Annotated in this window: 11 protein-coding genes and 1 tRNA gene; 2 read left to right on the top strand and 10 right to left on the bottom strand. The window is 33.9% G+C overall.

Annotated features, from left to right (window positions below):
* Nucleotides 1-922: 922 nt before the first annotated feature.
* The 4 genes from BM289_RS01780 to BM289_RS01765 form a co-directional block, all read right to left on the bottom strand.
* The gene (locus BM289_RS01780; RefSeq protein ID WP_091490394.1) at nt 923-1,534 is read right to left on the bottom strand and encodes a superoxide dismutase; all 612 of its coding nucleotides are present in this window, start codon (nt 1,532-1,534) and stop codon (nt 923-925) included.
* 139 nt (nt 1,535-1,673) lie between these two features.
* Nucleotides 1,674-2,303: an aminoacyl-tRNA hydrolase gene (gene pth / locus BM289_RS01775; protein WP_091490392.1), complete on the bottom strand. Its 630-nt coding sequence runs from the start codon at nt 2,301-2,303 to the stop codon at nt 1,674-1,676.
* Nucleotides 2,304-2,866: 563 nt separating this feature from the next.
* On the bottom strand, nt 2,867-3,478 hold the full coding sequence (locus BM289_RS01770) for a 50S ribosomal protein L25/general stress protein Ctc (RefSeq protein ID WP_091490390.1): 612 nt from the start codon (nt 3,476-3,478) through the stop codon (nt 2,867-2,869).
* Nucleotides 3,479-3,575: 97 nt separating this feature from the next.
* The gene (locus BM289_RS01765) at nt 3,576-4,517 is read right to left on the bottom strand and encodes a ribose-phosphate pyrophosphokinase (RefSeq protein WP_091490388.1); all 942 of its coding nucleotides are present in this window, start codon (nt 4,515-4,517) and stop codon (nt 3,576-3,578) included.
* 287 nt (nt 4,518-4,804) lie between these two features.
* Here BM289_RS01765 and BM289_RS01760 point away from each other — a divergent pair.
* Together BM289_RS01760 and BM289_RS01755 are read left to right on the top strand one after the other, a co-directional pair.
* A tRNA-Leu gene (locus BM289_RS01760) sits at nt 4,805-4,884 on the top strand.
* Nucleotides 4,885-4,994: 110 nt separating this feature from the next.
* Nucleotides 4,995-6,779, top strand: a complete 1,785-nt coding sequence (locus BM289_RS01755; protein WP_091490386.1) for a hypothetical protein — start codon at nt 4,995-4,997, stop codon at nt 6,777-6,779.
* A 64-nt stretch (nt 6,780-6,843) separates the two neighbouring features.
* On the opposite strand, the gene BM289_RS01750 is transcribed toward BM289_RS01755, so the two are convergent.
* The 6 genes from BM289_RS01750 to BM289_RS25720 form a co-directional block, all read right to left on the bottom strand.
* On the bottom strand, nt 6,844-7,314 hold the full coding sequence (locus BM289_RS01750; protein ID WP_091490384.1) for an OsmC family protein: 471 nt from the start codon (nt 7,312-7,314) through the stop codon (nt 6,844-6,846).
* A 306-nt stretch (nt 7,315-7,620) separates the two neighbouring features.
* Complete coding sequence (locus BM289_RS01745; RefSeq protein WP_091490383.1) at nt 7,621-8,805, bottom strand: aldose epimerase family protein; 1,185 nt, start codon at nt 8,803-8,805, stop codon at nt 7,621-7,623.
* A gap of 108 nt (nt 8,806-8,913) precedes the next feature.
* Nucleotides 8,914-10,422: an L-arabinose isomerase gene (gene araA / locus BM289_RS01740; protein ID WP_091490381.1), complete on the bottom strand. Its 1,509-nt coding sequence runs from the start codon at nt 10,420-10,422 to the stop codon at nt 8,914-8,916.
* Between the two features lie 151 nt (nt 10,423-10,573).
* Nucleotides 10,574-11,275: an L-ribulose-5-phosphate 4-epimerase gene (locus tag BM289_RS01735; RefSeq protein ID WP_091490380.1), complete on the bottom strand. Its 702-nt coding sequence runs from the start codon at nt 11,273-11,275 to the stop codon at nt 10,574-10,576.
* Nucleotides 11,259-12,950 carry a ribulokinase gene (locus BM289_RS01730; RefSeq protein ID WP_091490378.1) on the bottom strand — a complete coding sequence of 564 codons (1,692 nt, stop codon included), beginning with the start codon at nt 12,948-12,950 and terminating at the stop codon, nt 11,259-11,261. Before BM289_RS01730 ends, BM289_RS01735 begins: the two co-directional genes overlap by 17 nt.
* Nucleotides 12,951-13,246: 296 nt before the next feature.
* A complete protein-coding gene (locus tag BM289_RS25720; RefSeq protein ID WP_262489156.1) occupies nt 13,247-13,372 on the bottom strand; it encodes a hypothetical protein in 126 nt (41 codons plus the stop codon).
* Between the last annotated feature and the right edge of the window lie 4 nt (nt 13,373-13,376).

Here is a 13,376-nt window from a genome sequence, read left to right as displayed (position 1 = left end):
TACTTACCTTTTATCTGAAAAATTTTCTTCAAAAATATATCCGCCATACATTTACTAAACCATAACATTAGTAGGTAAAGTTTATGGTAGATTTGGGGCAAAAAAGGTGGAAGTGACTCCACCTTTTTTATTTCTTTTTTTTTAGAAAAAAGAATAAAGAAAATAGAATATAGATTGTCTCTTTAAAAGAAAAACTTCCCTTCTTTCTATAACCTAAAATCTTTATTCTATTCTCTTTATTCTATTCTCTTTATTCTCTTCTCTTTATTCTCTTCTCTTAAATCATAATCTTAAATATTTTTTCCTTCAACAGGACAAGATTATAAAGTATATTCCATTTATCGGATATACTTACTTTTCATCCGAAATGTTTTTTTCAAAATAATCACTACTATACCTTTACTAAACCATAACATTAGTAGGTTAAGTTTATGGTAGATTTGGGGCAAAAAAGGTGGAAGCGATTCCACCTTTTTTATTTCTTTTTTTTTAAGAGAATAAAGAAAATAGAATATAGATTGTCTCTTTAAAAGAAAAGCTTCCCTTCTTTCTATAACCTAAAATCTTTATTCTATTCTCTTTATTCTATTTTCTTTATTCTATTTTCTTCAGATTCTCATCTTAAATATTTTTCCTTTAACAGGACACAGTCATAAAGTATATTCCATTTATCGGATATACTTACTTTTCATCCGAAATGTTTTTTTCAAAATAATCACTACTATACCTTTACTAAACCATAACATTAGTAGGTTAAGTTTATGGTAGATTTGGGGCAAAAAAGGCGGAAGTGATTCCGCCTTTTTTATTTCTTTTTTTTAGAGAAAAGAAAATAAAGCATAGAATAAAGACTTTTAAAAATGGGCATAAAAAAAGACGAACCAATGGCTCGTCTTTTTTCTATATTTTATGCTATACTTTCTTATTTATCTAAAGCAAATCTTCTCGCAACTTCTGTCCAGTTAATTACACTGAAGAAAGCTTCGATATAATCTGGTCTTCTGTTTTGGTAATTTAAGTAGTAAGCGTGCTCCCAAACGTCCATTCCTAAGATTGGAGTTCCACCGTGACCAGCAACTTCTGGCATTAATGGATTATCTTGATTTGGAGTACCTACAACTTCTAATTTTCCTCCTTTTTGAACTGTTAACCAAGCCCATCCAGAACCAAATTGTGTAGCACCAGCTTTAGCAAATTTTGCTTTAAACTCTTCAAATGATCCAAAAGAAGCTTCGATTGCCGCTAATAAATCTCCTGTTGGCAATCCTCCTCCGTTTGGAGACATTACAGTCCAGAATAAATTGTGATTGTAGAAACCTCCACCGTTGTTACGAACTGCAGCGTTAGATTTATCTAAGTTGATTAAGATATTTTCGATTGTTTTTCCTTCTAAATCTGTTCCAGCGATAGCTGCATTAAGATTTGTAGTATAAGCATTGTGATGCTTTGTATGATGGATTTCCATTGTACGTGCATCAATATGTGGTTCTAATGCATCGTATGCATAAGGTAATTGTGGTAATTCAAAAGCCATGGTATAATGATTTTTATGGTTTATAATAATTTATCCCAAATTTAGACATTTAACTTTGGAATTGAAAATACTATTTCGTTATAATTCAATTTAATTAATTGATAAATCGATTTTTTAAAGATTAAATACTTGGAAATCTTTATTTTCCGTTGAAAGTCGTCATTGTGTTTTCTAAACCAGCAGTTCCAAAAGTTTTGATAATTTCTGCCGAAGTTTCTAAACGCTCTGGAAGTTTTGCTTCTTCTTCAGCATTCCATTCTCCTAAAACATAATCAATCTGTTGTCCTTTTTTGAACTGATCGCTGATACCAAATCTATAACGGGTATAATTTTGTGTATTTAAAACTAAATTGATGTTCTTTAGTCCATTGTGACCGCCGTCGCTTCCTTTTGGTTTGATTCTGATTGTTCCAAATGAAAGGTTTAAATCGTCTGTAATAACCAAAATATTCTCTAACGGAATGTTTTCTTTGTCCATCCAGTATTTTACGGCTTTACCGCTAAGATTCATATAAGTATTCGGCTTAAGCAGAAAAAAGGTTCTCCCTTTAAACTTATATTCTGCTAATGAGCCTAGTTTTACGGTTTCAAAAGAAAGTCCTTCTTTTTTGGCTAAAAAATCCAGCACTTTAAATCCGATATTATGTCTGGTGTTTACATACTCAGCTCCTATATTTCCTAATCCGACGATTAAATATTTCTTCATATTGTCTTCTATGTTCTCTTCTTTTGGTGTTGATGAAAACAGTTTTGCTATCCATTTTATCATTTGACAAAAATAAGGTTAATTAGGGAATGTGGCAATTGGATAATTAGATAATTTGAAAATGTGCAAATTAGACAATTGTCTGTTGGTGCGATTTAACCGCAAAGCGCGCAAAGGTTTTACGCAAAGGACGCTAAGAAAGAGTTTCTATCTAGATGGACAAAGAACGCAAAGAAAGGTCTCTCGCAGATTTGGCAGATTATGCCGATTTATATTGATTTCTTGTTGTCAGACTGAAAGAAGCTGAAGTTACCCAAGAAACTCGACAATCTAAATTCCATACTTTGAGCGGGCTTCGACTTCGCTCAGCCTGACAACGATGAAAAAACTTAGCAACTTAGTATCTTATGAAAAAGATATATTCTAGTTAGCCCTGACAGAAGCGACATCCTTTTTCCTGCTCCTTTAGCAGGGAAAAGATATAGCGGATGGCAGGAAGGTCACTTGTTCTGAAAACGGGATTTCCTGCTTCTAAAAAAACTTAGCATCTCAGCACCTTAGAAACTTAGAGGCTAAAAAAAAGCCCCAATCGAAAGATTGAGGCTTTTTGTATAGTTTGAAAAAAATTATTTTTTCTTTCCTTTTGCAGGAGCTTTTGCAGCTTTCGCAGCTTCTTGAGCAGCTTTCATAGCAGCACGAGAAATTCTTACTTGACAAACAACAGTGTTGTCTGGGTGCATAATTTTGTACTCTGGTTTTCCAACTTTAGTAACATATAATTTGTTACCCATTTCAAGTGGAGTAATGTCAGCCTCAACAAAATCAGGAAGATTTGATGGTAAAGCTTTCACTTTTAATTTACGTTGGTTTAAACGTAAAACACCTCCCGCAAGAACACCTTTAGATGTACCAACGATTTTTACAGGAACTTCCATTGTGATTTCTTTGTCATCAAATAATTGGAAGAAGTCAATGTGTAAAATTTTGTCAGTAACTGGGTGAACTTGGATGTCTTGCAAAATTGCATTGAATGATTTTCCTTTTCCAAGCTCAATCACAACTGTGTGTGCGTTTGGAGTGTAAACCAAGTTTTTGAACGCTGCAGCGTCTGCCGAGAAGTGTACTGCTTGATTTCCTCCGTATAACACGCAAGGAACCGCTCCAGCATTACGTAAGGCTTTAGTTGACACTTTGCCCACGCTTTCTCTTTCTGATCCTTTAATTGTAATCGATTTCATTGTAAAAAAATATAGTTATTAATATAAATATTCTATTTTGTTTTAAGCCAAAGCCTTGGACTTTAAGCTTTTTTAAATATAAAAAGTGTTTACTGTTTTATATTATGAATTTTCCACTGATGGAATTGTTGTGGTGAACCATCTGCATTACTTCTGCAAATAAAGGCGCACAGCTTACCACTTTTATTTTCTTAGATTCTTTCTTTAACGGAATAGAATCGGTAACAATTAACTCTGTTAATTTTGAATTCTCAATTTTTTCGTATGCCCCACCAGATAATATTGGGTGTGTACAAATCGCTCTCACGCTTAGCGCTCCTTTCTCTATCATAAGATCTGCCGCTTTCGCTAAAGTTCCTCCTGTATCGATCATGTCGTCTACCAAGATTACGTTACGACCTTTTACGTCACCAATTAGCTCCATAGTGTCGATAATGTTAGCTGCTTTTCTTTGTTTGTAACAGATTACTACATCTGATTCCAGAAACTTAGAATAAGCATAAGCTCTTTTTGACCCTCCCATATCTGGAGATGCAATGGTTAAATTTTCTAAATTTAAGCTCTGCACGTAAGGCAAAAAGATGGTAGAGGCAAATAAATGATCTACTGGTTTTTCAAAGAATCCTTGAATTTGATCTGCGTGCAAATCCATTGTCATGATTCTTGTTGCTCCTGCAGCTGTTAATAGATTTGCTACTAACTTAGCTCCAATCGGCACTCTTGGTTTGTCTTTTCTGTCCTGTCTTGCCCAACCAAAATAAGGCATAACAGCTGTAATATGTCTTGCTGATGCACGTTTTGCCGCATCAATCATTAACAACAATTCCATCAGATTATCTGCAGTTGGAAAAGTTGAACACACGATAAAAACGCGTAAACCTCTGATTGATTCTTCGTAAGATGGCTGAAATTCTCCATCACTATACGTTGACATCGTTACTTTTCCTAACGGAATCCCGTAGTCTTTTGCAATTTTTTCTGCAAGATAAACACTTTGTGAACAAGCAAAAATTTTAGCTTCTGGTTCTAGGTGCGACATTGTAATGTGTTGTTTTATTCCGTTACACTTATAAAATTTGACTTTATCTTTTTCAGCAAAGAAAAATCGACATAAATATCTCGGATGTAGTTAGTTGTGTGTGCTTCGTTTTAACGAGCTGCAAATTTATAAAATTTATTGAACACTGAAAGCAAAAAATTAAGTATTTTTAGTAGTTGGTTTAAATTTATTTTTTACATTTGCACCGTGTTAAAGGAATGACATCATTTATGACTTCATTCTATTGCGTTAAAATAATCACTTTTGATTATTTTTTCGTCTGCTAAGCCCGGATGGCGGAATTGGTAGACGCGCTGGTCTCAAACACCTGTGGGAAACCGTGCCGGTTCGACTCCGGCTCCGGGTACATAAACCTCTTCTTAATGGAAGAGGTTTTTTTATGCCAAAAGCCCTTTGATTTATAATAAAAAAACTACAAATTAATAGAATTGCCCAAAATAACTTAAACCAACTTAAATGAAAAACAACTTATTACTATTTATTTTACTAATATCATCTCTTTCTAATGCCCAAAAAATCAGGTGGGACAATCTAAGTGTTAGACGAGAAGTACAACCTTCTCTGTTTTTAAAAGAAAACCCATTAGATGTTGGCTTTTTATACACTTCAACAGATCAAGATTTTTTTGCTGATCAAACGATGCAATATTATGTAGCAGATACTGACGTTTTGCATAATAATTTTATTGCTAACAATCTAGGATGCCCTAAACTTGTTGCATTATTGGAATACAAATACCAACCGGCTACTTTACACATCATCAAAAAAGATTTAAAATATCAGGTTGCCGTAATTTCTCATCTATATGCAAATTTACTCTTGATTGATCCAGAGAAAGGTGTTTTTGATGTTCAAGAAGTTAAATTGGGAGATGCCGATTTGGTTAATCCTGTTGGAAATACAAAAGGTTACAACTCTAATTTAGGGTATTTAGACTATCCTAATAATTTAAACACTACTCTTTTACTGTCTGATCTTTCAGAATTTGAAGCCAATCAATATAGAGAACAGAAAAATTTAAACTTACCAAGAAAGACAGAAGTTAAGACTGTAGATCAAATACAATTGTTAAAACTACGTATTAAAGTAGGAAGCATTCTTCAAAACAAATTCCATACTCACGGAAAATATGCTAATCTTGCATTTAACTACTTAAAAGAAGATAAAGATTTTAATGGTGAAAATTTTAACAAAGCGTCTCAATTAATTAATACCGGTATTGATCCTATTGATGAAACAAAAGTTAGACAGGCTCTAGAGATATGGAAAACAGAGGCAAAAACAATTACCAATCTTGAAGATAAAAAGAACAAAAAATATTACATCGCAATTCAAGAGAATATTTTACAATGTTATAATGTTTTAAGAGATTTTACTGAAACAGACGAAATTGCTAACAATCTTAAAACTATAGATACAAGAAATGAAATTGCTGACGCTTTGATTTCAAATAAAAAGAGAAATGCAGTTTCTGCAGAAAAAAAAGAGATTATATACTCTCCAATTCCTCCTCGTTTTGCTAAAACAGACCTTACTCGTTTTTTAAACAAGAAAGCGGATAGAATTAATGAACTTATGATTATTCAACCAGGGAAATTTGATGTTAAACTAAACGACATGCACATTTACAAGAATGCTTGTATCCTAATCAAAGAAAACAAACCTGGCTCAGAAAATTTCGCAAAATTAACTGATTTGCTTATAAACATTACAACTTATGCTGATAATGCATCAAATTCCAGCCTGCCTAAAGAAGCAAACGAGAGTGTTCTAAACTTTAATTTGTTCTGCAAAAAAATACAGGAAGAAAAAAAGAAATTTGACGCTACTTTTGATTTCAAAAAAGAAGCCAGTTCATATAAAATCAAATTGACAAACCATCTTTTAAGCCTTCACAAAATAGAAGAGTTCACTTCATTTAATGATGTCTTATCTGTTGCCGTTGACAAAACTATTGCATACACAAAACCAGAAAACACAGTATTAGCGCATGATTTCATTGATTTTAATATGGCAATGACACTTAAACAACTTACAAACACTACCAAGTTTGATAATCTTATAAAAGAAAAAATGTCTAACATTACTTCTTATTTAGATAAAAAATTTCCTGTTCAGAACAAAGAAGTCTTTTTTGAATATAAAAACATCTGCAAATTAATTCAGGAAAACAAAAAATTTAGTCATGACGAAATCATCTATTTCTCAAACACATTAAACTACCTTTATACTTATTGTTAAATCTACAAATCAATATAAAGAAAGACCTTTTCTTCACTGAAAAGGTCTTTTTTCTTTACTTATTTTATATTTTCTGAACCTCACAACTCGCTTCATGCAAAACAGGAAAATTGCAGGAATTAGCAATAAAACACAATTGATTTGCTTTTTGATGTAATTCTAAAGCCAATTCTATTTGATCTAGATTTGAAATTTTTACTTTCGGATATAATCTTACTTCAACAAAACGCCCACTTCCGTCTGGATTTACTTCTAAAGTGGCTTCTGCATTATCAGAATATTCTAAAACTTCTATTCCATTTTGAGAACAGACATATAAATACGACATCATATGACAGGAAACTAAACTGCTTAACAGTAAATCTTCTGGATTGTATAATGATGGATCGCCTTTAAAAGCTTTTGCTGCTGAAACATCCAAAACTGGTTTCCCTTCAATTTTTATTTGATGGGTTTTACTGTAGAACCTTTCAGATAATTTATTCTGATTTTGTTGGGAAGTCCAATTTAGCGCTGCTTTGAATAGATGTTTCATTTTGCCTTTTAATTGCTAAGTTAAGTTTTTTATGATGTAGAAAATCAATTAATCTCGCAAAGTCGCGAAGACGCTGAGATTAAACGCAATATTGTCTTTTCTACTGAGGAGAAATCTCCACGAGTAGCTCGACAAAGATTGGGTTTGCGTTGCGGAGTTACTTACGAAGATTTCTCCTCAGTCGAAATGACAAAAATGAGCGTAACTCTTTATTTTAACTGGTGCTTCTAAAAACATAAAACCTCGAAAGCTAAATACTTTCGAGGTTTTTTAGAGAACTAAACTAATTAACAAATTCTAAAAAATTTACTTTTGTACTGAAAACTTAAAGGTCGTTTTCGTTTTATAATTTTCTCCTGGGTTTAAAACCGTTGTTGGGAAATTTTTCTGATTTGGAGAATCTGGATAATGTTCTGTTTCTAGACATAATCCTGTTCTGTGTGCAAAAGTTCCTCCGTTTGGCATTGGTAAAGTTCCGTCTAGGAAATTTCCAGAATAGAACTGAATTCCAGGTTCGTCTGTTGTCATTTCCATAACTCTTCCACTCGCTGCGTGATATACTTTTGCAATGATTGTTTTTCCTTTTTCAGGATTGTTCAACACCCAGCAGTGATCGTAACCTTTTCCTTTTTCTAATTGGTCATTTTTAGCATTGATGTCTTTTCCAATTAATTTTGGCGTTCTGAAATCGAAAGGCGTACCAGCAACATCTTCTAATTTTCCTGTTGGAATTAAATCAGCATCAACTGGAACTAATTTATCTGCATTTAAAGTCAATTCGTGATCTAAGATGGTTTTGGTGAAATCTCCAGATAAATTGAAATATGAATGCTGTGTCAAGTTGACAACCGTTTTCTTGTCAGTTGTTGCTTCATATAAAACTTCCAACTGATTATCATTTGTCAATGTATAAGTCACAAAAACTTTCAGGTTTCCTGGATAACCTTCTTCCATATCTTTACTTACATAAGATAATTTTAAAGAAGCGGTTTCGCCAGATTTTACCTCATCTGCTTTCCAAACTACATTGAAGAATCCTTGTGGACCACCGTGTAAAGCATTTGGTGCATTGTTGATTGCTAACTGATATTCTTTTCCGTCTAACGTAAATTTTCCTTTAGCAATACGGTTTCCGAATCTTCCGATCAAAGCTCCAAAAAATGGATTTTCTTTTTCATATTGTGCCAAAGAATTAAATCCGATAACCACATTTTCTGAAACACCAGCTTTATTTGGCACTTTCAAATCTGTAATTCTTCCTCCAAAAGTGATGATATCAACCTCCATCCCATTTTGGTTTTTCAGTTTATAGCTCTCGACTTTTTCGCCTTTAGCTGTTGTTCCGTATTCCGATTTTTCGATTGTTACTTCTGCTTTTTTATCTGAAGAAACTGTAGTGTTATCCATTTTTTTATCGCTTTTGCATTGAATTGTAACTATAGCAATACCTAGCATGCTTAGTATAAAAAGGGAACGTTTTAATACATTCATAAATGATAGTTTTTTAAGTTAGTAAAGTCTTAAAGCCGAAAGTCTTAAAGTCAATTCCTCAAAGTAACTAAATCTTTAAGACTTTATGACATTAGACTTTTGACTAATTTAAAGGCCGTGCTGAAACAAATGATAATATGCTTCGTTGGCATTAATTTTATCTTTAAACTCTCTTACAGTAGTTTTTTTATCAATAACCAATAATTCTATTCCCGCAATATCAGCGAAATCTTCCATATATTCGGTCGTGATTGACTGGCTATAAACGGTATGATGTGCTCCACCAGCTAAAATCCAAGCTGTTGCTGCAACTTCTAGATTTGGTTTACAATCCCAAAGAACACGTGCAACAGGTAATTTTGGTAATTCAGCCATTGGCTTAACTGCTTCAACTTCGTTTACAATTAAACGGAAACGAGTTCCCATATCAACCAAAGAAACATTGATGGCATCACCAGCAGGAGAATTGAACACCAAGCGAGCTGGATCTTCTTTTCCGCCAATTCCTAATGGATGCACTTCGCAAGAAGGTTTTCCGTCAGCAATTGATGGGCAGATTTCTAACATGTGAGATCCTAAAACATACGATTTTTGTGGTGTGAAGTGGTAAGTGTAATCTTCCATGAAAGAAGTTCCGCCTTCAAGACCAACACACATCACTTTTAAAGCTCTAACCATTGCAGCTGTTTTCCAGTCTCCTTCTCCACCAAAACCATAACCATCGGCCATTAATCTTTGTGTTGCTATTCCCGGTAATTGTTTCCAAACTCCAAGGTTTTCAAATGTATCTGTGAAAGCGCCAAATCCTCCCTCTTCAAGGAAAGCTCTTAATCCTAATTCGATTTTTGCTGCTTCAACTAAAGAGCTTCTTTGTGCTCCGCCTTCTTTTAAAGAATCAGTTAAATTGTATGATTGCTCATAAACTGCTAATAAATCGTTTAGTTCCTTGTCAGTTACTTTCTCTATATGCTTAGTAACATCTGAAGAATCGTATCCGTTTACTGAAACTCCAAAACGAATCTGCGCTTCTACTTTGTCACCTTCTGTAACGGCAACTTCACGCATATTGTCTCCAATACGAGCTACTTTTAGGTTTTGAAGTTCATCCCATCCAAGGACAACTCTTGACCAGATTCCTAATTTTTTCTGAACTCTTTCATCTTCCCAGTGTCCTACAACTACTTTACGTTTTTTACGTAATCTAGACATAATGAAACCAAATTCGCGATCTCCGTGTGCCGATTGGTTTAAGTTCATGAAATCCATATCGATGCTTCCCCACGGAATTTCAGCATTATATTGTGTATGTAAATGGCATAATGGTTTTTTAAGGATATTCAATCCCCCAATCCACATTTTTGCTGGAGAGAAAGTATGCATCCAAGCAATAATTCCTATACAGTTTTTAGCAGAGTTTGCCGCCAAACATACATCTAAGATTTGCGAAGGTGATTTTACTACATCTTTGTAAACTACTTTTACTGGAATTGAAGATGAAGCATCTAATCCTTTTGCAATAATCTGTGAATGCTCTGCTACTTTTCTAAGCGTTTCTTCACCATATAATTCTTGGCTTCCTACTACAAACCAAATTTCTTTTTGAGATATATCTACCATTGTTTTTGTTTATTTTGTTTCAAGTTTCAGGTTTCATGTGGTTGGAATCTGAAAATATTGAATTGTTATGTTTACTATTTTATTTTTGGTTTTGTGATATTGCAGATTTCAATTCTAAATCTAAAATCTACACACTAAAATCTAAATTATTTTACTGTCCGTAATACGAATCTTTTCCGTGTTTACGATTGTAATGTTTCTTTATTAATGAATCTTTTAATCTTGGTGCGTTTGGGTTTATTTGTAAAGTCAAATAAGCCATTTCTGCCACGACTTCTAAAACCTTACTATTGTAAACTGCTTTTGCTGCATTTTTTCCCCATGCAAACGGACCGTGATTTCCAATTAGAATCATTTCTACTTCTTCGTATGAAAGATTTTTTTCTTTGAAACAATCCAAAATCTGAATTCCTGTATTGTGTTCATAGTTTCCTTCAATTAAAGAATCTGCCATTGGCGGCGCACATGGAATATCAGCCGTTAAGTGATCTGCATGTGTAGTTCCAAAAATTGGAATATCCAACTGCGATTGTGCCCAAGCCACAGAATAGGTCGCATGTGTATGTGCAACTCCACCAATATTTGGCCAATGTTTGTATAAGTAAGCGTGCGTTTTCGTATCTGATGACGGACGCATTGTTCCTTCTACAACATTATTATCAAAATCGACAATAACAATATCTTCCGGCTTTAAATCTTCGTAAGGAACACCGCTTGGTTTAATGGCAAAAACACCATTTTTTCTGTCCACAGCGCTTACATTTCCGAAAGTATAAACCACCAAATTCAATGCATTTAACTGCATATTGGCTTCGTAACATTCTTGTTTTAAATCTTTATAAAGAGAACTCATTTTGAGAAATTTTAATAGTTGGATCTGCAAAAGCACTTAATTTTTCGTATCCTAAAAGCAATTTATGATACGCTTCAACCTTGTCTGTCTGAGGGAAATATTCTCCGTCGAAATCACTTCCAATTTTCTGGCTTGCTTCGATTACGTTTGGATAAATTCCGGCTGCAACGGCTGCGTAAATTGCCGCCCCTAAAGCTGGAGTTTGGTCTGAAGCTGCAATTTTAATAGGCTTGTTTAAAACGTTAGCCAAAGTCTGCATGATAAAAGGAGATTTTCTCGCCACGCCACCAATTCCGATTACGCTGTCGATTTTTACACCTTCTTCTTCAAAACGGTCTACAATTTTCTTCGCTCCAAAACAGATTGCATTTACTAAAGCTTTGAAAATATGTGGTGCTTTTGTTCCTAATGAAAGATTCGAAATTGCACTTTTTAATTCTTGGTTGGCATCTGGAGTTCTTCTTCCATTAATCCAGTCCAAAGCAATTGGAAGACTTTCTGAAACTGGAATTTTCTCCGCTTCTTTTGTCAATTCTACAATTAATTTATCACTGAATTCTTCTCTTAATTGTTCTTTTTGAGCATCATTCAAAACAGCTGAAGAACCTAATAAATGTTCTGTCGGCCACATCAATAATTCTTTGTACCAAGCCAATAAATCTCCAAAAGCAGATTGTCCCGCTTCAAGTCCAATATAACCAGGAATTACAGATCCATCAACTTGTCCACAGATACCGCGAACGGTTTTTGTTCCTACTTCATCATAAGAACCAACCAGAATATCACAGGTTGAAGTTCCCATAACACGAACCAAAGTATTTTCTTCAATTTTAGCTCCAACTGCTCCAGAATGTGCGTCAAAAGTTCCAACAGCAACAACAGTTTCTGTTGAAAGCCCTAAACGATCTGCCCATTCTTTGCTTAATTTTCCGGCAACTAAATCTGATGTATAGGTTTCGTCATATAAATTACCACGAAGTTGCGCTAAATACGGATGTAATTTTTCTAAGAATTCAACTGACGGTAATCCGTTCCAATCTGTGTGCCACATTGCTTTGTGTCCTGCTGCGCAACGGCTTCTTTTGAAGGTTTTTAAATCTTTTTCTTCAATTAATAAATAGGTCATTAAATCGCAGTGCTCCATCCAAGTGTGTGCTGCATTTCTAACCGCTTCGTCTTGTCTTGCAATGTGAAGGATTTTTGCCCAAAACCATTCAGAAGAGTAAATTCCTCCCACATATTTCGTAACATCTTCTCCGCCCCAGCTTACTGCCAGTTCGTTAATTTCGTTTGCTTCGTTTATAGAAGTATGATCTTTCCATAAAACCATCATCGCGTTTGGGTTTTCTTCAAAACCTTTTGTCAAAGCCAATGGAGTTCCGTCTTTTGTAACCGGCACAGGAGAAGATCCTGTTGTATCGATACAAATTCCTTTTACTAATGAAGGATCCACTTTACTTTCTTTAACTACATTTTGAATTGTAATTTCCAATCCTTCGATATGATCCAAAGGATGCTGGCGAAATTGGTTTATAGAGGCGTCACAATATTGCTTGTTTTTCCATCTTTTGTAATGAGAAACATTGGATGCCAACTCCTGTCCATTTTCAGCGTCTATCAGCACCGCGCGAACAGAATCTGTTCCGTAGTCCAATCCTATTACATAATTTTTCATTCTATTTCTTTTTTAAATATTGACAAATATAGAGATAATTATTTTATAAGTGTACATAAAACACTTAACTTGAATTTCATAATTCATTTTTGCTATAAATGCATTAAAACAGCATTTTAGCTTTCATTCAAAAAACAAATGTTAACAATACATTTATTATACTGAAATTATTTCAACTTAATCTTCAAATCGTTATCAAAACGAACTTTAAAATCTTACCTAATTTTATTTTATTAAAAGTTGATTTTTAATTTTTTGCCACAGATTAAAAAGATTCAAACGATTTTTTACACCTTTTAATCTGTGGCGATTCCGAGCGTTTCCTTCAATAACTGGAAACCAAATAACAGGCGGTTTTGCTGGAAAGCAATATTAGAAGCGTCAAACAAATACTTAATGAAAGAATAATGGTATTTTTTCATGACC

Origin of the sequence: Flavobacterium phragmitis, from assembly GCF_900112575.1 — a bacterium.
Lineage (GTDB): Bacteria > Bacteroidota > Bacteroidia > Flavobacteriales > Flavobacteriaceae > Flavobacterium > Flavobacterium phragmitis.
Note: the sequence above shows the minus strand (reverse complement) of the source record. Positions and strands in the feature narration are given on the sequence as shown.